General features: G+C 49.5%; 23 protein-coding genes. 3 read left to right on the top strand and 20 right to left on the bottom strand.

The annotated features are described in order from the left end of the window. Window positions 1-339: 339 nt before the first annotated feature. On the bottom strand, window positions 340-1356 hold the full coding sequence (locus tag ACFSUC_RS08895; protein ID WP_379929196.1) for an AraC family transcriptional regulator: 1017 nt from the start codon (window positions 1354-1356) through the stop codon (window positions 340-342). Window positions 1357-1493: 137 nt separating this feature from the next. On the opposite strand from ACFSUC_RS08895, the gene ACFSUC_RS08890 reads away from it, so the two are divergent. Beyond that, window positions 1494-2081, top strand: a complete 588-nt coding sequence (locus ACFSUC_RS08890) for an NAD(P)H-dependent oxidoreductase (RefSeq protein ID WP_379929195.1) — start codon at window positions 1494-1496, stop codon at window positions 2079-2081. Window positions 2082-2149: 68 nt separating this feature from the next. On the opposite strand, the gene ACFSUC_RS08885 is transcribed toward ACFSUC_RS08890, so the two are convergent. Continuing rightward, entirely contained in the window at window positions 2150-2473 is a 324-nt protein-coding gene (locus ACFSUC_RS08885; RefSeq protein ID WP_379929194.1) for a winged helix-turn-helix transcriptional regulator, read from the bottom strand. Window positions 2474-2590: 117 nt separating this feature from the next. Here ACFSUC_RS08885 and ACFSUC_RS08880 point away from each other — a divergent pair, with 117 nt between their 5' ends. Both ACFSUC_RS08880 and ACFSUC_RS08875 read left to right on the top strand, forming a co-directional pair. Next, the gene (locus tag ACFSUC_RS08880) at window positions 2591-3034 is read left to right on the top strand and encodes a hypothetical protein (protein ID WP_379929193.1); all 444 of its coding nucleotides are present in this window, start codon (window positions 2591-2593) and stop codon (window positions 3032-3034) included. Between the two features lie 30 nt (window positions 3035-3064). Next, window positions 3065-3778, top strand: coding sequence for a class I SAM-dependent methyltransferase (locus tag ACFSUC_RS08875; protein WP_379929192.1), 714 nt, complete (start codon window positions 3065-3067; stop codon window positions 3776-3778). Here ACFSUC_RS08875 and ACFSUC_RS08870 read toward each other — a convergent pair. The 18 genes from ACFSUC_RS08870 to ACFSUC_RS08785 all read right to left on the bottom strand — a co-directional run bounded on the left by ACFSUC_RS08870 (window position 3775) and on the right by ACFSUC_RS08785 (window position 24311). After that, window positions 3775-4578 carry a glycoside hydrolase family 16 protein gene (locus ACFSUC_RS08870; RefSeq protein WP_379929191.1) on the bottom strand — a complete coding sequence of 268 codons (804 nt, stop codon included), beginning with the start codon at window positions 4576-4578 and terminating at the stop codon, window positions 3775-3777. The genes ACFSUC_RS08875 and ACFSUC_RS08870 overlap by 4 nt on opposite strands. A 134-nt stretch (window positions 4579-4712) precedes the next feature. After that, entirely contained in the window at window positions 4713-5276 is a 564-nt protein-coding gene (locus tag ACFSUC_RS08865; protein ID WP_379929190.1) for a GyrI-like domain-containing protein, read from the bottom strand. Between the two features lie 162 nt (window positions 5277-5438). Further along, window positions 5439-7475 carry a cadherin-like beta sandwich domain-containing protein gene (locus ACFSUC_RS08860; protein ID WP_379929189.1) on the bottom strand — a complete coding sequence of 679 codons (2037 nt, stop codon included), beginning with the start codon at window positions 7473-7475 and terminating at the stop codon, window positions 5439-5441. Then, window positions 7436-8488, bottom strand: coding sequence for a GLUG motif-containing protein (locus ACFSUC_RS08855; RefSeq protein ID WP_379929188.1), 1053 nt, complete (start codon window positions 8486-8488; stop codon window positions 7436-7438). The genes ACFSUC_RS08860 and ACFSUC_RS08855 overlap by 40 nt, the downstream gene beginning before the upstream one ends. A gap of 217 nt (window positions 8489-8705) precedes the next feature. Next, window positions 8706-9641, bottom strand: coding sequence for a ribokinase (gene rbsK / locus ACFSUC_RS08850; protein ID WP_379929187.1), 936 nt, complete (start codon window positions 9639-9641; stop codon window positions 8706-8708). 54 nt (window positions 9642-9695) lie between these two features. Then, the gene (locus tag ACFSUC_RS08845; RefSeq protein ID WP_379929186.1) at window positions 9696-10838 is read right to left on the bottom strand and encodes a glycerate kinase; all 1143 of its coding nucleotides are present in this window, start codon (window positions 10836-10838) and stop codon (window positions 9696-9698) included. A gap of 166 nt (window positions 10839-11004) precedes the next feature. Further along, complete coding sequence (locus ACFSUC_RS08840) at window positions 11005-12504, bottom strand: aldehyde dehydrogenase family protein (RefSeq protein WP_379929185.1); 1500 nt, start codon at window positions 12502-12504, stop codon at window positions 11005-11007. Then, a complete protein-coding gene (locus ACFSUC_RS08835; protein WP_379929184.1) occupies window positions 12505-13482 on the bottom strand; it encodes a 2-hydroxyacid dehydrogenase in 978 nt (325 codons plus the stop codon). A 16-nt stretch (window positions 13483-13498) separates the two neighbouring features. Further along, window positions 13499-14662: an iron-containing alcohol dehydrogenase gene (locus tag ACFSUC_RS08830; protein WP_379929183.1), complete on the bottom strand. Its 1164-nt coding sequence runs from the start codon at window positions 14660-14662 to the stop codon at window positions 13499-13501. Window positions 14663-14806: 144 nt separating this feature from the next. After that, a complete protein-coding gene (locus tag ACFSUC_RS08825) occupies window positions 14807-15883 on the bottom strand; it encodes an Ldh family oxidoreductase (protein WP_379929182.1) in 1077 nt (358 codons plus the stop codon). Next, the gene (locus ACFSUC_RS08820; RefSeq protein ID WP_379929181.1) at window positions 15876-16556 is read right to left on the bottom strand and encodes an RraA family protein; all 681 of its coding nucleotides are present in this window, start codon (window positions 16554-16556) and stop codon (window positions 15876-15878) included. Before ACFSUC_RS08820 ends, ACFSUC_RS08825 begins: the two co-directional genes overlap by 8 nt. 3 nt (window positions 16557-16559) lie before the next feature. Continuing rightward, window positions 16560-17441, bottom strand: a complete 882-nt coding sequence (locus ACFSUC_RS08815) for an NAD(P)-dependent oxidoreductase (RefSeq protein WP_379929180.1) — start codon at window positions 17439-17441, stop codon at window positions 16560-16562. Window positions 17442-17446: 5 nt separating this feature from the next. Beyond that, window positions 17447-17923, bottom strand: a complete 477-nt coding sequence (gene rpiB, locus ACFSUC_RS08810; protein ID WP_379929179.1) for a ribose 5-phosphate isomerase B — start codon at window positions 17921-17923, stop codon at window positions 17447-17449. Window positions 17924-18082: 159 nt separating this feature from the next. Further along, a complete protein-coding gene (locus ACFSUC_RS08805) occupies window positions 18083-19168 on the bottom strand; it encodes an ADP-ribosylglycohydrolase family protein (protein ID WP_379929178.1) in 1086 nt (361 codons plus the stop codon). A 17-nt stretch (window positions 19169-19185) separates the two neighbouring features. Continuing rightward, window positions 19186-20943 (bottom strand): alpha-glycosidase, encoded by a 1758-nt coding sequence (locus ACFSUC_RS08800; RefSeq protein WP_379929177.1) that lies wholly within the window; start codon window positions 20941-20943, stop codon window positions 19186-19188. A 7-nt stretch (window positions 20944-20950) separates the two neighbouring features. Then, complete coding sequence (locus tag ACFSUC_RS08795) at window positions 20951-21826, bottom strand: carbohydrate ABC transporter permease (protein WP_379929176.1); 876 nt, start codon at window positions 21824-21826, stop codon at window positions 20951-20953. Between the two features lie 12 nt (window positions 21827-21838). Continuing rightward, the gene (locus tag ACFSUC_RS08790; protein WP_379929175.1) at window positions 21839-22726 is read right to left on the bottom strand and encodes a carbohydrate ABC transporter permease; all 888 of its coding nucleotides are present in this window, start codon (window positions 22724-22726) and stop codon (window positions 21839-21841) included. 247 nt (window positions 22727-22973) lie between these two features. Beyond that, entirely contained in the window at window positions 22974-24311 is a 1338-nt protein-coding gene (locus ACFSUC_RS08785; RefSeq protein ID WP_379929174.1) for an ABC transporter substrate-binding protein, read from the bottom strand. Between the last annotated feature and the right edge of the window lie 419 nt (window positions 24312-24730).

The raw sequence follows: 24730 nt of genomic DNA, 5'->3' as shown, positions 1-24730 counted from the left end.
TTTCATTATTCGACTTTTTTCATTCGACTTTTTTCGCTATGTAATCTTTTTCAGTGTAGCACAGGATTGGGCTACTTGGTGCTAAAATTCACATTAATTTCTCTTCGACGGGTGTTTTGAATCACAGACGCTTCCTGATTATCGATGTTATCTGGGGCGAGCATGGATGGGTGTTCTATTTAAGTCTAGCATGAGATGTTGTGATAATTATTAAAATATACTTAAAACTTCAATCGATCATGGCTTCATTCAAATACATCTGCAACATTATGACTATATTAACCCTTGTTATATGACTATATGATGATATCTCATCACACCCACACCTTGATTGAACGTTCACATCCCCTTTTTCTCTGCCATTCGAAACGTGCGTGGGGTAACGCCGGTCCATCGCTTGAAGGCATTCTGAAAGGCACTTGGCTCCGAAAAATGAAGCGCATACGCTACTTCCGTGATGGAGAATTGATGAAGATGTAAATAGCTGATTGCCAGCTCCTTGCGAACCCTGGTCAGCAGTTCTGTAAAAGAAGTCTGTTCTTGCTTCAGCTTGCTTTGCAGTGTCCGCATACTCATGTGAAATTCCGAAGCCGTCTGCTCAAGTGTCGGCAAGCCTGAAGGCATTCCTTTCAGCATCCAGTGATACACGTCCCGAGAAAAAGGCTGACCTTCTGTCAGTTGACCCATTGTTTCCTCGGCAAGTCGCTCAAACATCTCCCGCAATCGGGCATTGGCATATAGAATCGGGGCCTCCAGAACCGTCTTGCTCAGCAGCATCTCATTGGTTTCCTGCTCAAACAAGGGCGTCACGCCAAATATCGATTCATAGAGCGAGCGATGATCAGGCGCTGAATGCTGAAACGTCAAGGCTCGCACCTGAATCCGTCGATTGCTCAGATGACCGATCATCTGATAAATTGAACTCACCATATCTTCCGTACAGTGACGGGACATCGGCTTTATCGGATTTTCTGAATAGAACCGAAGGCGCACTTCATCCCCCTCGATTTGCCAATTCAGATTGAACCCGCTGCATAGAATGTCATTGTATCTTCGATAGGCAATGAGTGATTCACCAATCGTCCCTGAATGCATCATCACATATCCGAGTATGCCCAGGTCGGCCATATCTGTCAGTTGTCCCTGATGAAGGCCAAAGTGATCGTCATCCAAAAAATCTGCTGCTTGGTACATGAGTTGCTCATATCGTTCTCCGGATATGCGCGCTTCCGCATCGTGAAGAAGGTCGAGATCAAAACCAACCTGCTCACAAAATAACTGTGTATCCTGACCATAGCGGGTAATGGATTTCAATATGGGATAAACCATGGACACCGCCATACCGGCATTCTGCAACAGGGACTCCTCCTTTGCGTTTATCATCAATGAATATGCGTCTGGCATCATTTATGTACGATCCTTTTGCCAATACGATTATAGAAGATCACATCTTCATTTATCTTATCACAATCCGAAATCAAGGAGGACGTAAAATGAAAGCTCGTATTTTGATCGTGAACGGACACCCCTATCCAGACAGTTATTGTACCGCCCTGACCAAGGCCTATGCCGAGGGTGCTGCAACAGCGGCCCATCAGCCAGAGGTACGGGAGATTCACCTTAGTCAGCTTGATTTTGAGCCCAATTTAAAATATGGCTTCCACCAACGGATGGAACTGGAGCCCGACCTGATTCAGGCACAGGCGGATATTCGCTGGGCGGATCATATTGTTTTCGTTTATCCCGTATGGTGGGGGACCATGCCAGCTATTCTGAAGGGATTTATCGATCGGGTGTTTCTCCCCGGATTTGCCTTCAAATACAGAGAGAACTCTGCCTTGTGGGACAAACTCTTGAAAGGAAAATCCGCCCGAATGATCGTGACGATGGATACGCCGCCCTGGTACTACAAATGGGTATACAACAGTGCCGGACATCAGGTGATGAAACGCAATATTTTGCAATTCTGCGGCATCAAACCGGTTCGGGTCACGCAAATTGGCCCAGTTCGGCCCTCTTCAGCGAAGAAGAGAACGACATGGCTGGAGCAAGTCAAAAAACTGGGGAACCAATTATCTTAAAACAGACCCATCACCAATAAGCAAGCGGGCATCCTATCGCTTGCTTGTTTCTTTTCTTTCCGATGGCTTCAAATCAGCTCATTGCCCCAAACGGCAAGTGATTCAATGACAGGTCGCAATTGATGGCCCTTCTCTGTCAATTCGTACTCCACTTTCGGCGGCATAACCGGATACGATATCTTGCGAATAATCTGTTCTTCTTCCAACTGCTTCAGACGCTGGGTCAGCATCTTGGGACTGACGCCTTCCAGTGAGTATCTCAACTCTCCAAATCTTTTCTTTCCCCCAAGTAAGTCACGAATGATGAGCATCGTCCATTTGCCATCCAAAATATCCATGGCTCGTTTAATTGGACAGGATGATGTACATGGATTCCCCGGTATTTTTGCCATGATTCTCTCCTTTTCGACAATTCCATTCCTATAGTTACTAAAAGGTAATTACTATACAAAATATATCAAAGGGTGTATGATGCAGTCAATCAAACCATTTCCAAAATAAAGGAGAAGATGAAATTGAAAAAAACCACGGTGTTAAAAGGGACTGCATTATTTATCGGGCTCGTACAGCTCATATTGGGGGCCGGATATCTGTTGGCCCCTCATGCCTTTCATGCTTCGATTGGGTTGGAAGGATTGCCAGAATGGGCAGCCTGGCCGATGGCGATGAATGGAGCCAGATTTTTATTGTTTGCATTTGGAATGTTCATGGTGTTTCGCAATCCGACCAGGAACAAAAGCTGGATACAGGCCATGATAATGGTTCAGGCTATCGACTGGATTTCAACGATGATCTATGTATTTAGAGATGTCGTTACCCTATCCCAAGTTTCTACCGCCTCCTTTCTGCCGATTATCTTCATTACATTGCTCCTGTTTACCTATCCCGCACGAGTTGAGGGGGATACACAAATGAATCCGGCCAACAAACCGCATCCCGTTTCATCATCGTGATCCAGCACCCATCCAAGGAGGTACCCATTCATGTTTACAGTCCGGCCATACATACAAGCAATCCGATTGCTTACCCTGACCCATCGCGTTGACTTGTTTGATCAACTGTCTCACTCCGCTTGGTATCACAGTGCGTTAAACTCGTTTATCCACACGCTTTCTTTGCAACATACGGACCATCATCTCGACATTGGCTGTGGAACTGGATGGTTTACACTGTGGACGGCTCCATATACCCACACTTCCGTCGGATTGGATGACAATCCGCTGATGCTGAAGCGAGCCCATCACAATAAGCTTCAACAAGAGACTTCTTCAAACGTCTCCTATGTGGAGGGAAGCGCATTGCGCCTTCCCTTTGATCGGCATTCCTTTGACGTGGTGACAGGGAACATGCTGTTGCCCGTGTTGCCCGATCCGGTTGCCGCTCTGTCCGAAATGTTCCGGGTACTGAAACCAAACGGCAAAGCAGGTCTGTTCTTGCCTACTGAGAAGCTCAATCGGGTAAATGCCTTACCCTATATCAAACAACAACAGTGGAGCGGATTTGATGCGAGTTCATTTCTGGCCTGGTCGTTAACTGGTTCCGGATTTTCCATGGACAAGCTAAACTCCCTGCTCAATGCCACCACCTGTGCATATCACATCACTCACTCGTCTTACCTATTCAATGAAATGGCCCTGATGGTAGTGATTGAAAAAAGAGAGGAGCATGGAATGACAGACGCCTCCGGGTTCGATTAAAGTCTTTGATAGCAGCGTATGTAATCGATGGTGAACTCAGCCGGATAAACAGGAGCGGACTTGGAGCCGCTTTCCTTTGCAGGGATCTCATAAATATTCAACATGAGTTGCATCGGATATTGCGGTGATTGAACAGATCGATGTAAGCACTCGTTATCCAGATAGAAATCCACGCCTTGTTCAGACCAGTCCACGGCATAGATATGATAATCTGCCGGATCAATGGGGTAGGATACTTCGAGAAATTCATCTTGAATGGTGGGGTCACCGAAGGGATGCAGACCATAGCCAAGTGTGCACGCATCGCCTTGCACCTGCCACCCCTTTATTTCAAACGGACAAATTTCGGCAGAACGTTCGGGCTGATCCTCAAATCCAATCATCCAGAAACCAAACACATTATTGGGATTTGGCGCAATCCTGGCTCGCATTTCAAAGTAACCGTATTGAGGTGTAAACAGGCGCTGCGTTGCCTGTTCTTCCTGAACGCGGCAAGCTTCGGAAAATCTGTGCTGACCGTGCGAACTGCCTGCGGGACCTCCATATACGCCCGTTTGCAAATTGCTTACTTTTACTTCTCCATTCCATTCCCGGCACCATGGTTGCTGATCTTGCGTGATCTGCAAAATGAGCTGACTCTGCTCGAACCGGTAGTTGGCCTTAGAACGAGCCCTGCTGCTCCACTGCGGGAGGTAGTAGGGCAACCATCGGTCAAGGTTGAGTTCACTGCTGTCGAAATCATCTTCAAACACCAGTGCATAGCCTTTCTTTTCTACTTGATTTCTTGGAAAGTCACGCAACTCGAGCACCCCTTCATTCTTCTTATGCGTTTTGACTGCGATTTTATTGCAGGTAACCTTTCATTTAGCCTTTAGTTCCTTCATCCATTTCGAGTTACGCCAAAGGACAGCAAGCAACCACGCTTAAACATCCATTAACGTAAAGCAATATATATTTCTGCTTGTCCATGGTTCGGGTCGATATGCGGAGAATAGTACTCGAAATCCCCAGAAAATGCCCGTTCATTCCCGGGTTTCTGCGACCACTCCCAGATACGGCCCCAGGCTTGCTGTATCACTTCAACAATAGGTCCTTGCTCTGTAACAAATACCGCATACTTTGCAGCGGGAACCGTGAAGATGTTCAAATCTGCGGGAACACTCTCTTCCAGTCCTAGATGAACGTGCACACCCACCATCACTTCGTATGCCCCCGAATCTCCATTTTCATAATTGAAGTAACAGCTGTAAATTCCACTTTTTTGCTGATATGGACTGAGTTGATGCGCTATGTTGCGGGAATAAAATTGATCGAAAAGCCTAGCGATCTTGCCATTTCCGCTGATTTCTGCAGCATTGGTGGTGACCACACTTATACCAGCAAGCGAAAAAGAAGGAAATTCTTCAATTCGGACCGGTTCATGATGTGTAATCATTTCATTGTCTGTTTTCAGTTCGTTTTGTGTTTTCAGTTCGTTGAATTTGTCTTGTTTCATCATCCATCACTCTCCATTCATGGGAATGAATTCAGTATAACAGAATAAACCTGACAACTATCTGTCAGGTTTCATCATTCCATCAATGAGTTAACGGCACCTGATGGGGTGCCGTTAACATGGATGGAGCCTCTATGGTACCCATGTTGGCTCTTGCTTCTCTTGCTACTTTACTTGCTCAACAAATACTTCCTGATCTTCAATGATCTCATAGCGGTGACTCATCGAAGCTTCCTGGATGGCTTCAAATGCCCAGTGAGTGACAGGCACATCTGACCATAATGGCGTATCTGCTCCGTTCAATGGACCGACATCCAGCATCTTGTTCATGACCATGACAGCCTCTGCCCGGGTTAAAGGCTGGTCAGGTTTAAAGGAACCATCCGGATAGCCCTTCATGATCCCCTCCTGAACAAGCGCGGCAATCTTTGCAGCGGCCCAGTGATCTGTCGTATCGCGAAATGCATTCATTTCATTTTGCTCCTGCAAGTCCATCCAGTAGAACGCAATCGTCGCCATCTCCGCTCTTGTCAGAACGGCTTCAGGGCGGAATTGTCCGTCAGGATCACCTATCATCAAGCCATTTGCGGTCGTCTCTTGTATGGATGCATACGCCCAATGGTCGATGGAGAGATCGGAGTATGGAACCGACTCCATTTCCGTTGTGCTCAGGTTTCTTGCAAGAAGAGTCGCCATTTCTGCTCTCGTGATGTGTTGATCAGGCTTGAACGTCCCGTCCTCATACCCGCTAATATAGGCATGATGAATGGATTCCTGTTCTTCTAATTGAGCCAAATAACCTTCAGCTCCATCGATATAAAGCATCGTAAAGGTACTGAACTTGTCAATATCAAATTGAATGTCCAATGAGCCGTCGTCATGGGTTACAACTTCACCTTTAACCAGCTCTTTTGTCCCATCACTATGCTCAATAAAGATCATCAGGTTATTTATCATCTGTTGTTTTTCTTCCATGTCAGAAGGAAGATCTGTACTTTTCAACGGCAATGTAATCAGAACAGACTGATTCTGCATATTGGTCTCAATATCAGCAGGTCTGCCCAATACTTTGACGTCTTTATTTTGCGCGATGTTTTGTATGATCTGCTCATTCTTGGCGCGTTCTTCCACCTGTTTTTGTTCAGTCTCATCCTTGATAGGCACCACTCTAAAATAGAGGTCTTGATCAAACTCTGCCAAAGAACGATTTGGAAGTAAAAGTGTAACATTTTCCATCTCAATCACCAAGTTCGTTTTTCCTGCTTTCAATTCATTCAGGGACGCTTTAGGAATCGAAACGTTCACTTCCGCAACCTCGTTCTTTTCGTCTGGGATGACCATTCGCAAGGTATCTTCTTTTAGTCCAAGAAGCTTTTTCACGGTTTCCTTTGCGCTTTCTTGTGAAAGGTTCACTTCATCCTTCACTGTGCCTTTATCTCTGACTCTTTTGACTTTCGTTTCAACCAGAACCTCTTTGCTATTGCCACTTTCTACTTTTACGATGATTTCTTCTTCATTCGATTTGGATGAAGAAGAAGAACCGCTTGTTGCCGCACGTTTCACGACCACTATATAATCCTTCGTCGTGGTTCCGTCCTCTGCCGTTACCGTCACCGTAATCGTGTTATCCCCTACGTTCAATGGAATCGCGTTGCTTGGCATACCGCTTGTCGCAGTCGTTCCATTTACCTTAAGCGTCGCGTTGCTGTCATATACCGATGCTGTCACCGTTACATGGTCTGCGCTGTTGGCCACGTCTGCCGTATAGCTGGTAATGCCTTCTGCAAAACTCGGGCTTAACGTTCCCGCACTAATCGCCAAAGCACTTAATTCTGCATTCGTCGATAATGCCGCACGTTTTACGACCACTGTATAATCCTTCGTCGTGATTCCATCCTCTGCCGTTACCGTCACCGTAATCGTGTTATCCCCTACGTTTAATGGGATCGCAGAGGTTGACATGCCGCTTGTTGCAGTCGTTCCATTTACCTTAAGCGTCGCGTTGCTGTCATACACCGCTGCTGTCACTGTTACATGGTCTACGCTGTTGGCCACGTCTGCCGTATAGCTGGTAATGTCTTCTGCAAAGCTCGGGCTTAACGTTCCCTCGCTGATCGCCAGGGCGCTTAATTCTGCATGATCAGAGTAGTTGATAAAATAGCTTAATTTCGGATATTGCTGCCCTTCCCGGATTCCCCACACATCCGTAAAATTGAATCCGATCCTGTAAAAGTAGCCTCCTGATGCATCTCAGCCGTCGTCTTCCCTATGCCCTTGCCTGTGTCCGATTGTCCCGTCGTATTTACATCGTAATAGCTGGAGGTAACCGTCCCGGTGTTCATTTTTCCAATTAAACCACCCGTATCACTATTCCCTGTCACCGCACCCGTTGCATAGCTATTCATGATTGTACCCGTTGCAAAAACCCCGACCAAACCGCCTGCCTGATTATATGCTACTACATTTCCGGTTGCATAGCTGTTTTCAATATCTGCATAATTCGTCCCGACCAAGCCGCCGACATATCCACCAATCGTTGAGGTTACATCGACGTCCGCATAACTTTCACGGACGATGGATCCATTGTTTATACGTCCAGCCAGCCCGCCCACGACGGTTACTCCTTCCACACTTCCGGTCACATAACTGTGCTCTATCGTGCCGGAATTGGCCATTTCCCCGATCAAGCCACCTGTAAAGGAAGCGCCGGCTATGTCCACATCCTCCAACTTAACATCTTCGAAATGAGCGCCGGCTACAATGCCGAATAAACCTGAATAGTCCTCCGTCGTGTTAATCTTTAAATTCGAAATCGTATAGCCATTTCCATCAAATGAACCTGTAAAAGCGTATGTATTCTCGCTACAAATTTCGCCGATAAAAGGATCTGGAAAACAGTAATCTTCGACATATCCGATCGGATCCCAGCCGGATGCTCCCCACTTTGCATAACCTGTCCCGCCATCACTCAAATAAGCAGCTAAATCAATATCTGCTCCCAATTGATAATGCGCTTGCATGTCATTGCGCAACTCATCCAATTGTTCGGCCGTCATAATCACATACGGATCACTTTCGATTCCTGATCCCGCTCCGCTAAAGCCGCTCGGATCTGCCTTCACATTTTGTACAGGAATCAGCGCGAAGCACATCATCAATGAGAGTACAACGATCAAACCTCTGGTTGCCCCTTTTCTCTTCCTACCTACATACATCGTTATTTCCTCCTGTTCACATCGATTCGTGTTGTGCTGTCATACTGTTCCAGTCTAACAAATTACATCTGTCAATTCCACGAATATTGTCGAAAAAAGCAAAATAAGTCACATGATCGCTTCGATTCGTATCTAACATCCTGCATGTGAAAGTGAGAGTGAAAGTGTAAGCAAACGGATAGTCAATTGACACGTGAAACATGCATGTAAAGCTGCACTAGGAAGAAGCTTGTCCAGCGATGAACGCCTCGATTTGTTGCAAGGTTGGAATGGATTCTTGTGCGCCTCGGCGGGTAACGGTCAAGGCTGCGGCTGCGGAAGCATATGCAAGCGCCTCGTTCCAGTCCTTGAATTGACTCGTCAAAGCCAACCTCGCCGCCAGGGCGCCAATAAAGGTATCCCCTGCGGCGGTCGTATCTACAGCATGGACGGAATAGGCAGGCGTGACAAAAGACAATCCGTCTTGATCCATATACAAGGAGCCCTGTTCGCCAAGTGTCAGAATCACGCGTGGAACGCCTGTTTCCAGGATGGTTTCAGCAGCCTGTTTCGCAGCCGAGATCGTTCCGGCCGCCCTTTTCGAAATGACTTCGGCTTCAGTCTCATTCACCACAAGCAGATCAATGAGCGGGAGGGCTTCTTCAGGGATGGGCATGGCGGGTGCAGGATTGAAAATGGTGTAACCCCCTGCTTGTCGCACCGCTTTCATCGTATCCTGTGTCGTTCTCCAGGGAATTTCATTTTGAAACAATACGATACTGCCTTTTTTGAATAAGCCATACCAGCCCTGACTATCCTCGCTGGTTAACTCCCCGTTGGCTCCTGCCGTTAAAATGATATGATTCTGTCCTGATCCATCCACCGTAATGGTGGCAACGCCTGAAGTGCCAGCTTTATGCAGCACTTGCTCAATGTTGACTCCCTTTTGCATAAGAGAAGTGGTCAGCTCATCTGCAAATGCATCCGAGCCAACTGCACCCAGCATATACGTCTCTGCCCCTGATTTGGCAGCAGCCACCGCCTGATTCGCTCCCTTACCGCCTGGACTGTAAAAGGAATGAACACTATGGATCGTTTCACCGGGTTGCGGAAATGATTGAACCTGCTGCACCAGATCCATATTGATGCTTCCCACTACATAAATGTTGCTCACTGGCTACCCCTCCCACCGTTTTATCCAATTCGAAGAACTCTATCTATCGTCCAACTACCGATTTTCGAAACATTGCATCGTTCTCATAATCTGCATCATTCGTTCTTCCGCCCATGCAGGCGCATGTCTCATCGCTTCTTCCAAACTGCAGGGGCCCGGTACGATCGAAAACCCTGCGGCAAGTCCGATTTGCTTCATCTCCTGCAAGGAGAGGCTGACCGATCCGCACAGCGCAACTACCGGCACCTGATGTCGTTGTCCCAACTGGCAAACGCCTGCGATAACTTTTCCTGAGAGCGTTTGTTGATCCAGCTTGCCCTCTCCCGTAATCACGAGATCCGCGGTAGCCATGGCCTCACTGAGTTTTGTCGCTTCCATGACATACTCAATGCCGGAAGCCAGCTTCGCTCCCAGAAATACGGCGAATGCCGCTCCCATGCCTCCGGCTGCACCAGCACCAGATAACGCGCTGACCTTCATACCCTCTTGTGCTTCCAGGCAATGGGCATATCGAGCAAGAGCTTCTTCCAACACGGACACTTGCTGCTCGCTAGCTCCTTTTTGCGGGCCGAAGATCGCTGCCGCCCCATTGGGTCCACATAGCGGATTGGTGACGTCACTAGCGATTACAAAACTCGATTCCCGCAGCCTTTCATCCAGTCTCGAACGGTCGTAACGGTCGATCTCCAGCAAGGCTTGACCGCCTGTTTGCTTTATCTCGTTGCCGCGTGCATCCAGCCAGCGGATACCGAGGGCGCGCAGCATGCCCATTCCGCCATCTACGGTAGCACTTCCGCCTAAACCAATGACAAAACGTCGACAACCCTGACTCAAGGCATGTTGGATGAGCTGTCCCGTGCCATAGCTGTCCGCCCGCATTGGATCTCGCTCAGCATCTTGCAGTAAAGTCAGCCCGGACGCTTCGGCCATTTCAATGACTGCCGTCTGTCCATCATCCATGATGCCGTAACTAGCCTTGATCTCTCTGCCCAGCGGGTCGTTGACCTGCGCATACCGATAAGTCCCCCCGCAAGATTGAACAAGCGATGACACCAAGCCCTCCCCTCCATCGGAGAGGGGAAGCTTGTGTATCATCGCATTCGGGCAAACGGTGTTTATTCCTTTTTCTATCGCATCACATAAAGCACCTGCTGATATGGAGCCTTTAAAGCTGTCTGGAGCGATCACGATCTTCACCGATCATTCCACCTTTCTTGCTGTAAGATCTATGTGTCCCTGCCATCCTGGTAAAGGATGTCGTTTTGTTTCCTAATAGATGATTGACTAGCAGATCAATATCCTAGAGAAGTTTCGCTAGTAGAAAATGAAGGTATCGTTCGTAAATTGCCAGATTCATCGAGATCTAGGACGTATATTGAATGTATACCGCTTTTGGCTCTGTGAAGAAGGCCATATTGCTGTGTCCAATCGAATACGCCCCATAGCCGGACTGCTTGACACCGCCGAAAGGCATATGCGCCTGACTCGCCGTACCATGATTGACATGAACCATGCCGCATTCCAGCTTGTCCGCAATACGCCAGCATGCATCGTGCTGACTTGTGAAGAGGGAAGCGGCCAATCCATAGACCGTCGCGTTTGCAGCCTCAACCGCTGCCTGCTCATCTTCCACCTCTATCATACACAACACCGGCCCGAAAATCTCTTCCATTGCGAGTTTCATATGCGGTTGCACAGATCGAAATAGCGCCGGTGCCATATAGGCTCCGCCATCGTAATTGGCTCCCGTCAGCACCTCACCGCCGCATACGAGCTGCGCCCCTTCTTCAAGACCGAGCTGCACATAGTGCTGTACCGATTCCAGTTGACCTTGATCAATAAGGGGCCCGATCCCGACCTTCTCATCCCAGGCCGGACCCGCTTGAATGCGAGTCATTTCCGAAACAAGCGCCTGTTCCATCGCATCGGCATGGCGCTTCAAGACGATCACTCTGCTGATGGCTGTGCATCGTTGACCCGTACAGCTAAACGCGGCTCCCACAATCTGTTTGGCAGCCCCGTCTATCGATTCCGCATCGAGGACGATTGCCGCATTTTTGCCGCCCAGCTCCAGCTGCGTTTTTTTGAGCTGGCCTGCTGCCTGGGCATTGATTCGCTTGCCCAGTTCACTCGAACCCGTGAAGCTGATCCCTCTCACCTGCGGGTGCGTCACCAGTGCATTTCCTGCCTCCGACCCGCTGCCTGTCACCAGATTGACCACACCAGGCGGAACACCCGCCTCTTCCAGCAGCTCCATCAGATAGACGGCACACCACGGCGTCAGCGAAGCGGGTTTCAACACGACCGTGCATCCATACGCCAAAGCCGGTGCAATCTTGCGAACAGGGGCGACAATAGGAAAGTTCCAGGGTGTAATCGCGCCAATGACGCCAATCGGCTGATGCATCACCGTGTTGACCATATTCGGCTTCTCACTGGGATGGACTTCTCCATTCATACGCAGCGCTTCGCCAGCGGCAAATCGCACCTCCGCTGCCGCTCTGCCTACTTCTCCATACGCTTCGGCCAGCACCTTTCCCTGCTCTGCCGAGCAGCGATAGGCCAAGCCGTCCGCCTCTTTATCCAACAGCTCTGCAAATCGCAATAACACTTGCGCTCGCTCTGGTGCGGGCCGCTTTGACCATGTCCCAAATGCCGTTTCAGCTGCCGCCACCGCTGCCGCTATATCCGAAGCACCCGATTGCTGAAAGTGTCCGAGCACCTGTGAGCGATCCGACGCGTCATAACGCGCCATCAAGCTTCCGCTGTCTGCATCCTTCCATTGTCCTGCTATATAATTGCCATAGGTTTGACCTGCGTTCTTCGTCAACCAGTCTTTCATTACTGCCTGTGCCACACTCATTCACCTTCCTCTTCCGTTTGCATGCAATAATGTCGGCGGGCGCTGCCCATTCAGTCCGGCCAGCACATTGTCCACACATAGACGGCCCATTGCGGTTCGCGCTTCAATGGTCGCACTTCCGACATGCGGTGCCAGAACTACATTGTCCAGTTCCCTTAAGCCTTCCGCCATCGCAGGCTCCTTCTCAAACACATCCAAACCGGCGCCCGCGATCCAGCCTTCTCGCAAAGCCTGAACCAGTGCTGCCTCATCCACTAACGCACCTCTGGCCGTATTGATCAGATAGCTAGTCGGCTTCATCTGCAACAGGGCCTGTTCCCCGATCATATGATGATTCTGCGCATCATAGGGCGCATGCAGGGAAACGAAATCAGCTTGCTGGAGCAGCTCTCCGAGCGGTACCCGCTTCGCATTCAACGCGGATTCCTCACTTGGAGCAAGCGTCCGTGAGCTGGTATACAGCACTTTCATGCCAAAGCCCGTTGCTCTGGCTGCCGTCGCTTGCCCAATTCGGCCCATCCCGACGATACCCAGCGTTTTGCCGGAAACCTGGCTGCCCAGCATCAAGGACGGTTCCCAGCCGCTGAATCGACCCTCACGCATATACTGGTCTCCGGACGGAATTCGACGAGCCGCTCCCAAGAGCAGTGCCCAGGCTAAATCCGCTGTCGCCTCGGTGAGCACATCGGGGGTATTGCACACCATAATTCCGCGCTCCGTTGCGGCCTTCACATCGATATTGTCATAGCCAACCGCATAGTTGGCTATGAGCTTCAGCTCAGGAGCTTGTGACAGCACTTCTTCGTCCAGCGGATCGACGAGCAAAGAAATGACCGCCGCCTTGTCTTGCAATTTCTCGATAAACCTCGATTTGCTTAAAGGTTCACTGGATGTGTACACTTCCACCTCTGCATGCGGTTGAAGACGATCCAGCACACCCCCGGGCAACGGGCAAGTCACCAGCACTTTCGGCTTCATCGCAGCTTCACTCCCTTCATGATGGCGTCATTAGCTTGCGGCAGATTTGCTTCAGATCTTCCGGCGTCGGCATTCTCGGATTGACCGGAATATTGCCTGATTGCATCGCTTCCTCAGCAATGCGATCCAAGTGCTCTTCCTGCACCCCGTAGCTTGTCAAAGATTGTGTGATGCCGACATCTTCCTTGAGCTGCCGAATCGCTGCAACGGATCGATAAGCCGCTTCACGATCGGAGACCTCCGCAACTCGCTCGCCAAAGATTTCAGCAATGCGTTTAAACTTCTCAATCTGACTCGGATAATTGAACTCCATCACTTCAGGCAGCAGCATGGCATTCACCGTTCCATGCGGAATGTGAAAATGAGCGCCTAGCGGCAAAGCCAATGCATGTGCGATTCCCAACCTGGTTTCATTAAAGGCCAGGGCCGCAATGAGACTGGCCAGCAGCATATCATAACGTGCTTGCACATCCTTGCCGTGAAAGACAGCCGTGCGAAGACTTCGCGCAATCAATGTCATGGCCTGCAGCGACATGCCTTCTGATATCGGCTGCGTGGCTTTATTTACATAGGACTCCAACGCATGCGTCAGCGCATCCATTCCGGTAGCTGCCGTAATATGAGGCGGTAGGGTCAGCGTCAGCATCGGGTCGCACAGTGCCAGCGCCGGACAATTGTGCGGACTCCCGACACTGAGCTTGGCACCCGATTGCTTATCTGTTAGGACGGACCATATCGTTACCTCGCTGCCTGTCCCGGCTGTCGTAGGCACGGCGATGACAGGCGCCCCTCTGTGGGGCACTTTGTTGATACCGACATAATCTCGGATATCCCCGTCATTCCCCAGCATAATGCCAGCTGCTTTAGCGGTATCCAGGGAGCTTCCGCCACCTAAGCCGATCACGATGTCACAACCAGCCTTCTGGGCCGCTTGCACAGCTTTCGGGACCCCTTCGATATCCGGGTCTGGTTCGATCTCCGAGAATATGTCAAACGGAATCTGTGCATCCAGCAAAGGCTGCACGGCCTGATCGACGATGCCTGCCTCTATTAACCCTGGATCTGTCACAATCAGCGCCCGGCTTCCACCCAACGCATGAACGTGCTCTGGCAGCTTCTGAATGACGTGATGGCCGAATTCAATTTTTGTCGGCAGTTCATATTTAAAGGACATGCTCATCCTGTTCTCTCCTCTCTGACTCATCCCTGACTCATACATTTCTGACTGATTCACTCTGTTTCATCCATGTCTGATTCGTTCACCTTGATTCATGCATATCTGTCTCGTTCACCCTGATTCATGCATAACTATCTCGTTGGTCCATCATTCATAAACCGCTGATTCGTCGATCTCGGTATCAGTCAGAGACAAACCATGCCGCTCTCCAAGGGACGACAGCATCTGCTGCACCTTGAGCGGAAGCTCGATACCCTGCTGCTTGCGTTCCTGTTCTCTACGAAACTCCAGTTCACCCGGAATAAGAATTTCATTTACGCCCGGCGCTTTCGGCTCTGCCTTTAAATCTTCGATATACTCATCCATGCGCTGCTTGAATTGCGCCACCGGCATCATGCGTCCGATATCCATCGCAATAAAAAAGTGGCCCACATTCTGTGGCTGCGCCCAGTTCTCATACATATTGTTCACGGACTTGCCGAAGCCCGCTCCGGTCAGAACGCCCGCCATAATATCAATGAACATCGACAGCGCATACCCTTTCGGACCGCCAAGCGGCAGCACCGATCCAGACAACGCTTCCTGTGCATCGGTGGTCGGACGGCCCTGTGCATCCACCGCCCAGCCTTCGGGAATCGCCTCGCCCTTTTCAGCAGCCACAATTATTTTGCCTCGTGCGACTACACTGGTCGCCATATCCATCATGAACGGAAGATGACGGCCTGCAGGTACACCGACTGCCAGTGGATTCGTACCGATAAAAGGACGGATACCGCCGGTCGGAGGCATCGTTTGTGAAGCATTGGACATCACCATCAGCAACATGTCTTGCTCAACGGCTTTTTTCAAATAATAGGCGCACGTCCCAAAATGATTCGAGTTCTTTACCCCGACGATGGAAAGGCCGTGCTGCCTGGCGCCTGTCAAAGCAAGCTCCAGCGCCCGATTGCCCGCCACCGCGCCAAAGCTGTTCTGCGCATCCAGCAAGGTCAATCCTCCGTCTTGCATCACCTGCATCGAAGCACCGGACGCAACCATCCCTTTCTCCAATCGCTGCACATAAATCTCTGTGCGCACCACACCGTGCGAATCAACGCCTCTCAAATCGGCTTCAATCAAGCTCTCAGATACAACAGAGGCTTCCTCTGGAGGAAGCCCGCTTCGTTGAAACACCTGTGCGACAAATTGCTCTAGTCTTTTCCAGTGATATCGTCGATTACTCACGAGGCAGCACACACCCCTTCTCCGTCAAGGCTTGATCGACCCACGACCGATCGAGGGTGCCTTCCTCAATGGATCGCATGATCGCTTCTTCCTTCGCTTGTTGCGCATGCAGCTTCCTGATCATTTCTTCTGCCTCTGCTTTCGGAATGGCGATCAATCCGTCCTCATCCCCCACGATAATATCACCGGGATGAACATGCATTTCCCCGATCGTCACCGGCAAGTTGATCGTACCCGGACCGTCCTTATAGGGACCGCGGTGGGTAATGCCTCTGGCAAACACCGGAAACGTCTGTAAACAACTTGCTCCCGAATCGCGAATAGCACCATCAATGACGAATCCGGCGAGTCCTTTTTTCTGTGCCCATCGCATCATGATTTCGCCCGCAATCGCATTCGTCAGATCTCCGCCGGCATCGACAACAATCACATCGCCCGGCTCCGCCATATCCAGCGCTTTATGCATAAGCAGATTGTCGCCCGGTCTTGTCTTCACCGTAAACGCCGTACCCAAAATACGGGTCGTCGCATGATAAGGGCGCAATCCTGATCCGCCCGCATACAATCGGGACATATTGTCACTGATATGGGCCGTAGCAGCATCCTGAAATGCATCAATTAACGATCGATCCGGCCGGTTGATTAACGGTTCAATTTGAAAGCCCAACTCCATCGCTCACGCCTCATTTCCGGCTGCGGTATCCCGAATGAGCCGACTGACTGCAGCAAAATCCATCTCGCCATGCGCCCGGGATGCCGCTTCATACCACTGCAGCGCAGAGGATGCCAACGGTAACGGAATCCCTGCCCCTTCCTGCACCGCAATATCCAAATCCTTCTTCATCAGCTTCAGCTTAAAGCCCGGCTCCAACTGCTGCTCCAGGAGGGCATGATACTTCTGAACAAACATCCAGGAAGCCCCTGAGCTTTCCTTGATGACATCAAAGAGCGCTTGCATCTCGACCCCTAATTTCTCCCCGAGCGCAACCGCTTCCGCCGTAATCAGCATATGGGTCGAAGCCATCATCTGATTGATCGCCTTGACCGCCTTCCCATCCCCGATCTTGCCGACATGGATAATCTTGCCCGCCATCACATCGAGAATCGTTCGGACGTCTTCCAGTAATTCAGCTTCACCGCCCGCCATGACGGTCAGCTGACCGCTTTGGGCGCCTGCGGTGCCACCGCTAACCGGAGCGTCCAGTACCTTCACGCCTTTGCTCCGGTACACTTCCTCTACCTTGTGCATCATTTGTGGAGAGCTGGAGGTCATTTCAATCAAGGTTTGATTCGGCTTGAGGGCCGACAGCGTCTCGTCTGACAGCAGCACTGATTCCATCTGCGGGTCAGCAGGCAAGATGGTAATGACCACTTCACTGTGTTGTATAATTTCCGCTGCACGGTTGTGGAACTCTGCACCGAGCGGCTCCAGCACCTCTCTAGGCGCCTGGTTTTGATGAATCATCGTATGCAAAGGATAACCCGCTTTCACGAGCAACTTCGCCATCGGTAATCCCATCGCGCCTAATCCTATAAATCCAATGCTCGGTAAGCTCATTTTCATTACGCCTCCTTTTGCTTCATGATTTCCATGGCCGACTGTTCTTCAATATCCCGAAGCTTGCGAACTCGTCTGCGAAAATGCTCCTCCGTGCTGAATTCCGCTTTCAGAAAAGTCTCAATCATTTCTTTCGCGACCCGGGAGCCGATAATTTGCGCACCGATACACATCACATTGACATCATCATGCTCCACGCACTGATGGGCAGAGTAGATATCATGGCAAACCGAAGCGCGAATGCCTTGAATTTTGTTCGCAGCGATACTGGCTCCAACTCCGGTACCGCAAAGCATAATCCCGCGATCACAAGCGCCGCTTCGCACATCATCGCACACGCGGCGGGCAATATCCGGAAAATCAACCGGCTCCGTGGATTGGCAGCCATAGTCAATGACCTCTACACCAGCTTCCTTGAGCACATTCAGAACATCTGCCTTTAACGGGTATCCCGCATGGTCATTGCCAAATGCTATTTTCATCCTCGTTTCCTCCCCTGCATTGAACGGTCTGATTATGCGCATGCCAAGAAAGTCGGGAAGTCCTTGCCTTCTCCGACTTCCTGGCCTGCTGCCTATTCAGTTACACTTGCTGCTAGCTGTCAGGTTGCTTCATGTCGAAACGGATTTTTCGATATGGATTTACTTGATCAATTCAGAGATCGCATTGGCTTGATCTTGCATTTTCGCACGCTCATTGATGACGCCGTCATAAACCACATCCGCCATTTCAGCCAGGGAGCGACGAGATACGGTATGCTCATTCGTTGTCATGGCATCGTCAACCGTGTCGATCCAGTCTTGACGCAGGGAGCTTGCACCGCTTAATGCGCCGCCCAATCCACTGGATACGGCAGCCAAACAGTCTGTATCACGGCCGAAGTTCACCGCACCGATCACGAGATCTTTCGGATTTCCTTTACCCACATAGAACAAGCAAACCCCTTTTGTAATAATCTCATTCCCCATGCTGTAGCAATAAGGCGTTCCAACACCATTGTAGTGTTGATAGAACCAAGGCTTCATATCTTCGATGGATTCACAGTTTTTGGTCGCTTCCAAGGCACGCTCAATCTCATTTCTTACTTTGACATGGACATAACGCAGAGAAGCATCTACAACGGAATCCACCGTTGCTGTCGGTTTCATCGCTTCAGCAATACCAGCGGATAGAACGGTTGCCCAATCCAGTCCCAGTCCATGCAGCGGCTGATACAGACGACCTACGTCAAACGTGTCCACATAAGCCTGATGCGGATTACATGCATTGATCAGTCCTACCGGATGACAGGAACGGGCAAAGGAGACAATACCCATGTAGTCGGAATATTGACCGACATTTCCTGCTGGCATCCCTGCCGCAGCTAATTTATACAAGATCTCATCACATGGCTCCATTTGTACGTTGAATTTCTCCGGATTGATATCGCGAATCCAGATTTCACGCAAATCTTCCGCTGTGATGCGACCGCCTTTTTCTTTAATTGCAGAGACCAACAGACGCTGACGCTCAATACCGTCTTCTGTTGTTCCCGGTTTTCTTTGATACGCGCCGTAATGACAGTATCCTTCCAAACGGTCCAGTACACCATATTTATCCTTGATGCGCTCAGGATCCCAAGTCTCTACCATTGCTCCCATTGAGGAACCGATATTGGATGCGGCAATACATCCGAAAATTTTGTCATACAGCTTCGTGTTACGTTTCTCATTATTCGTGGTCATCATGGTTGTTCTCCTCCGATTCAGATCGTTTTTTTCATGATTAATGCATATTCATAAGCATCCAGTTCCAATTGCAGCTGTTCGTTCTCTACAGATACCGTTTTTTGGGTCTGCAGGTCGATCCATTCGCTTCCTTCCGGTACATCCAGCGTCACCTGACGCTTTCCGACACCGTTGTGGAAAAATGCCCACACCGCCTCATTTTCATATGAGCGGGCGAACCCGTACACTTGATCTTCTTCACTCACATACAGCGTCTCAAAATCCCCGAATTTAAGCGGATTCAGCTGCTTTCTCCATTGAATGCAGGATTGATACAGCTGGAACAATCGCTTGTTTTGCTTGGCTTCGTCCCATACCATGCAGCGTCTGGCCTGGACCATGGTGCTGCCGGTCATCCCCACTTCATCCCCGTAATACACCATCGGAATACCCGGGTACATGAACAGGAATACGGTGGCCAGTGCCATTCGTTCTTCCGAGCCTTCACACAAGCTCAAAAACCGCGGTACATCATGACTGCCAATCAGGTTGAACATGTAGCGATTTTGCTGCTCGCGATAGCGAATGCGTGCGGACAGCAATCGTTCATCTAGGCTTGTCGCGCCAATGCTCTGTTCTCCGAAAAAGTCCAGCACAGGCGCCCGGAACAAGTAGTTGGTAATGGAATCAAACTGGTCGCCTTGCAGCCAGGTTGTACCATCAAGCCAGATTTCACCTAAGATGAACGCTTCCGGATTCACCGATTTCACTAACATACGGAACTCGCGCCAGAACTGATGGTCAAGCTCATTGGCGACATCCAGCCGCCATCCGTCAATGCCTTTCTCTGTCCAAAATTGCGTGACATCCAGCAAATATTGCCGCACTTCGGGATGTTCATGGTTCAGCTTCGGCATTCTGGCGGTATACGCAAAGGTGTCGTAATTGTGCCCTGGCTCCTCCATGTTAATCGGCCAATCATGAATGATAAACCAATCATAATAAGCGGAATCTTTCCCCTTCTCCACCACGTCCTGAAACGGCTTGAAGCGCTTCCCTGCATGATTGAACACAGCGTCCAGCACGACTTTGATGCCGGCTTTGTGGAACGCCTGTATCAAAGCTTCAAATGCCTCATTGCCGCCGAAGCTCGGATCCACCAGATAATAATCCTCGGTATCGTACTTAAAGGTGGATGGCGACAGGAACAACGGATTGAAGTAAACCGCATTCACGCCTAATTCGGTCAAATAATTGATCTTTTTTATCACCCCCTCCAAATCGCCCCCGAAAAAGGTCGTCATCGTTGGCTCATCGCCCCATGGGAGCGCACCGTCTGGATCATTGTCCGGGTTGCCGTTATAGAAACGATCCACCCCGATTTGATAGAAGATCGCCTCATCGAGCCAGCTTGGATAGTGCGGCAAGTCCACACCTGCGAGATACGGAAATTCAAACCACCGCGCTGCGGGACGATCTGCTGTCAGTCCCAACTCGCTGTACCAGTAGCTGCGATGGCCCGTGTTCAGCATGAAGATGTATTTGGGACGCCGCTTCGGAGCGACAAACGCTGCACTCCAGTACTCGAACAATCCGTCGCTTCCTTCCTTTTTCAACGGCACCTGTTCAATGGAAGGGGTATATTGCGGATGGTCATAGCGGTCTGTAAATAACACCTTGCCGCCTGCAATATCCCCTTTTTTGACACGAATCGTGACCTTCAGGGTCTGTTCATCCAATGGATAGCTGTATTCGTCTTTTGGAACGTGATAGATCGCTTCCTGCTGCAAATCCATACCCTGCTCATCCTTTCACTCCAGTAAATACGATGCCTTGTATAAAATATCGTTGTGCGATGACAAACAGGATAACAATCGGAATCATGGTTGTTACACTGGCCGCCATCAGCAAGCTCCACTCGACATGAAACTCCTGCTGGAACGCTCTTAACCCGAGGGTGATCGTCCACAGCTTCGTATCATTCAAATAAATCAATGGCTGCAAAAAGTCATTCCATGTATGCCGGAAGGTATTGATGGCCACGATGCCAATGACCGGCTTCGACATCGGGATAATGATGCGCCAATAAATCCCAAACAGTGAGCACCCATCGACCTTCGACGCTTCATCAAGTTCCTTTGGCAGTGAACGGAAGAACTGCCGAAACAGGAAAATGTTGAAGGCGTGCCCGAAGAAATTCGGTACAATCAGCGGCCAAAATGTATTGACCCAGCCCACTTTGCTGAAGATGACAAAGGTAGGAATCAGTTTGACGATCTCCGGAAGCATCAGGGTACTCATCACCAGAACGAAGATGAGATTTCTGCCGCGCCACTGCAGCCGGGCTAGGGAGTATCCCACCAGGGAAGACGAGATGACCTGACCAATCACAGATACCGAGGTCACGACAAAGGTGTTCCAATAATATAATCCAAACGGGCGCATCGTCAGCGCCTCACGATAGTTTTCAAATCGAAATGGATTCGGAATCCATTGAATCGGCCACGTAAAGACTTGATTGGAATACTTCAAAGACGTGCTGACCATCCAGACAAATGGAATCAAAATAATAAACGAGCCGACAGAGAGTACGAGATACAGCAAAGCCTTGGTAAACAGCGATTGTGCTTTGACGGATTCCCGCAACGAAGGACGCTGAACGGTAGTTTGAGCTGACATGGAATCCCCCCTTTACCCGTAGAATACTTTTCTTTCCCCAAATCGAAATACAATCAGGGTAAAGACGCCGATGTAGACAAATAACAGCCATGATAACGCACTGGCATAGGCCAAGTCATAGTCCTGAAACGCTTTGTAGAATATATGAAGCATCAAAAAGTAAGTCGATCGTGCCGGCCCACCACTCGTCATAATGTAGGCCTGGTTAAACACCTGCAATGCTCCGATCGTCCCCATCACGAGATTGAAGAAAATAACCGGTGACAGCATGGGCAGTGTGATGGTAAAGAACATGCGAATCTTTCCCGCGCCGTCTACTTTGCCTGCTTCATACAAATCGGTCGGTATCCCTTGCAGGCCGGCCAGATAGATCAGCATGCCGCCCCCGACACCCCACAGACTCATAATAATGAGAGAAGGCAGCGCCCAGTCCATGGAACCGAGCCAATTGGGTCCGGACAAATGAAACCATTTCAGAAATGAATTGAATAATCCATAGTTGGCATCAAATACGAGAATCCAGAGGAAAATCGTCGCGATCTCCGGCAGCACGGACGGGAAATAAAAGATGGTACGATACGTCCCGATCCCTTTGATCTTCTGATTCAGCAGGATTGCCAGCAGCAATCCGAACACGAGCATCAGGGGAACACTGGCGAGCGTGTATACGGTTGTAATCATGAGGGAGTGCCATACCAGATCGTCCTCGAACAACATGTAACGATAATGATCAAGCCCTACCCAATTCGGTGGATTAAAGAAGTCATAATCCGTAAAGCTCATGCCAAGCGAGAACAGCATGGTGCCGAGCGTAAGAAAGACAAACCCAATGATCCAAGGAGATGCGAACAACCACCCGGCTAGTTCCTCTTGTCTAGCTCGCTTTGATATTTTTGCCATAGAATCTAACCTCCTTGCTGGATCAAACTGCATGACGCCAGCTCTTTCATTGATCTGGTTCAGTGATCTGAGGCATCAAGCATCCGAAGCATGAACCTTGACCTTCAACAGATAGATGTCGTTGTCGAGTTGACAAATCATTCACACCACCTGATCAGTAAAGCGGGGAGGAAAGGGAGGCTGCGTCATTCGCTGTGTCATTCATCGCTGAACGCATTCTGAAACCCTCTCCCCGCCAGTCCTCTGTTTATCTTCCGTTTTCGATATCTTTAATCAGCTTGTCGAGCTCTTCTTTGGATTCGTCCATAATTTTCTCCACATCGGAGTTTTTGTCGGACAGAATTTGCTCCATTCTGGCCCCGAAATCTTTCTCGCTTCGTGCCATTACCGGGAACTGAGTCGGTCTGGAAACCCCTTCTTCTGCGGTCTTAAAGACGGTGTCGCGAATTTCTTCACTCAGATGGGTAAAGGCATGCTCCTTTGCAATCTGTTTGTTGCTTGGGAACTCTCCTTGCTCTGCTAGCACCATCTGCCCTTTCTCACCTAACCACCATTCAATGAAGGTCCAGGCTGCGTCTTTGTTATTGGATTTGGAATACATTCCCCAAGCGTTGGAGATAACAACCGGTTTGGAACCGCCTTCACCTTTCGGCGGCATGGCTACTCCCCAGTTAAAGTCCCACTTGGAAGGAGTCGTCTGCGTACCTTTGATATCCCATGATCCGGACCAGTTCATCGCTACATTGCCTGACTCAAATGCCACACCGCCACCTTGAGACGCAGCATCGGCATTCGGAATCGGAGCCACCTCATGCTTGTAGATCAAGTCTTTCAAGAAGTTCATCGCTTCGACAGAGCCTTCGCTGTTCACCAACGATTCACTGCCATCTTCAGATAAGTACTCGCCGCCCATGGCGTAGGACCATCCCAGGAAATGCGTACCTACCCAAGGTCTCAGGTTGTAACCATATTGATTGTCATCTTTGTTCGTCAGTTTCTTCGCTTTATCGAGGAATTCATCGATGGTCCAATCGTTTGTCGGGTATTCCACGTTGGCTTTGTCGAACAAATCCTTGTTGTAGAAGATGAAATACGTCATATTCAGGATCGGAATCCCGTAGGTTTTGCCTTCATACATGTGATCAGACAAACTCTTGACGTAATAGTCCTCTTCCAGATTCAATCCAGATTCATCGATGTAAGGCTGCAAGTCTTCCAACAGACCTTTTGAAGCAAAGTTCAGGTTTCGGGTAGAATCGGTAAACAGCACATCCACCTCTTGATTACCGGCCACCATTGAGGTCACTTTCTGCACCACTTCCGAGGACGGCGCCATCACCCCGTTGACTTTAATGTTAGGATGATCTTCATTGAAAGCGGTTACAATACTTTCCCACTCTGGACTGGCTGGATCGAACCGCCAGGACAATACCGTAATTTCAGACTCCTGATCCCCTTGATCGGTCTGATTTGCATTGTTTGAGCCTTTGTTTGAAGCCGCATTTTCATTATTGTTGCTTGAACATCCGGTTAATACCAATACGAGACATAAGAAAGCCATCATTGCGATTTTAAGTGTTTTCACATGAACCCCTCCAATGGTTTATTCCTGTTCTTACGTGTGAAGACAAGTCTTCTCTTAAGCAGGCCATACATCGCTGACTGGTTTTCCCGATTCCACTCCCTGGTTGCCTTGGTTCTCATCGTTGACTTGATTCTCTGGGTTGTCTTGGTTCTCATGGTTGACTTGGTTCTCTGGGTTGTCTTGGTTCTCAGAGTTGTCTTGGTTCTCAGAGTTGTCTTGGTTCTCATGATTGCCTTCATTCTCTGGGTTGCCTTCATTCTCTTAGTTGCAGTTACCTTTCGCCCCTTTTTTCTTTTACACCGTTATTCCCACGTCTTTTACACCATCATTTTGTGATTCGTCCACCTCCTTAAATTAGTACAACGAAACCGGTCTCATTATGTTATGGTACTGAAAACATTGAATTATATGTTGTTTTC

The organism is Marinicrinis sediminis (genome assembly GCF_042685085.1).
GTDB classification, from domain to species: Bacteria; Bacillota; Bacilli; order Paenibacillales; family KCTC-33676; genus Marinicrinis; species Marinicrinis sediminis.
This window is presented reverse-complemented; position numbering and strand designations above follow the sequence as displayed.

Excerpts from the sequence above, each read along its gene's own strand:
- ACFSUC_RS08890 (WP_379929195.1), top strand. The coding sequence starts at position 1,494 with ATGAAAGCTCGTATTTTGATCGTGAACGGACACCCCTATCCAGACAGT.
- ACFSUC_RS08885 (WP_379929194.1), bottom strand. The coding sequence starts at position 2,473 with ATGGCAAAAATACCGGGGAATCCATGTACATCATCCTGTCCAATTAAA.
- ACFSUC_RS08880 (WP_379929193.1), top strand. The coding sequence starts at position 2,591 with ATGAAATTGAAAAAAACCACGGTGTTAAAAGGGACTGCATTATTTATC.
- ACFSUC_RS08875 (WP_379929192.1), top strand. The coding sequence starts at position 3,065 with ATGTTTACAGTCCGGCCATACATACAAGCAATCCGATTGCTTACCCTG.
- ACFSUC_RS08865 (WP_379929190.1), bottom strand. The coding sequence starts at position 5,276 with ATGATGAAACAAGACAAATTCAACGAACTGAAAACACAAAACGAACTG.
- ACFSUC_RS08855 (WP_379929188.1), bottom strand. The coding sequence starts at position 8,488 with ATGTATGTAGGTAGGAAGAGAAAAGGGGCAACCAGAGGTTTGATCGTT.
- ACFSUC_RS08840 (WP_379929185.1), bottom strand. The coding sequence starts at position 12,504 with ATGAGTGTGGCACAGGCAGTAATGAAAGACTGGTTGACGAAGAACGCA.
- ACFSUC_RS08835 (WP_379929184.1), bottom strand. The coding sequence starts at position 13,482 with ATGAAGCCGAAAGTGCTGGTGACTTGCCCGTTGCCCGGGGGTGTGCTG.
- ACFSUC_RS08830 (WP_379929183.1), bottom strand. The coding sequence starts at position 14,662 with ATGAGCATGTCCTTTAAATATGAACTGCCGACAAAAATTGAATTCGGC.
- ACFSUC_RS08820 (WP_379929181.1), bottom strand. The coding sequence starts at position 16,556 with ATGGAGTTGGGCTTTCAAATTGAACCGTTAATCAACCGGCCGGATCGA.
- ACFSUC_RS08815 (WP_379929180.1), bottom strand. The coding sequence starts at position 17,441 with ATGAGCTTACCGAGCATTGGATTTATAGGATTAGGCGCGATGGGATTA.
- rpiB (WP_379929179.1), bottom strand. The coding sequence starts at position 17,923 with ATGAAAATAGCATTTGGCAATGACCATGCGGGATACCCGTTAAAGGCA.
- ACFSUC_RS08805 (WP_379929178.1), bottom strand. The coding sequence starts at position 19,168 with ATGATGACCACGAATAATGAGAAACGTAACACGAAGCTGTATGACAAA.
- ACFSUC_RS08800 (WP_379929177.1), bottom strand. The coding sequence starts at position 20,943 with ATGGATTTGCAGCAGGAAGCGATCTATCACGTTCCAAAAGACGAATAC.
- ACFSUC_RS08795 (WP_379929176.1), bottom strand. The coding sequence starts at position 21,826 with ATGTCAGCTCAAACTACCGTTCAGCGTCCTTCGTTGCGGGAATCCGTC.
- ACFSUC_RS08790 (WP_379929175.1), bottom strand. The coding sequence starts at position 22,726 with ATGGCAAAAATATCAAAGCGAGCTAGACAAGAGGAACTAGCCGGGTGG.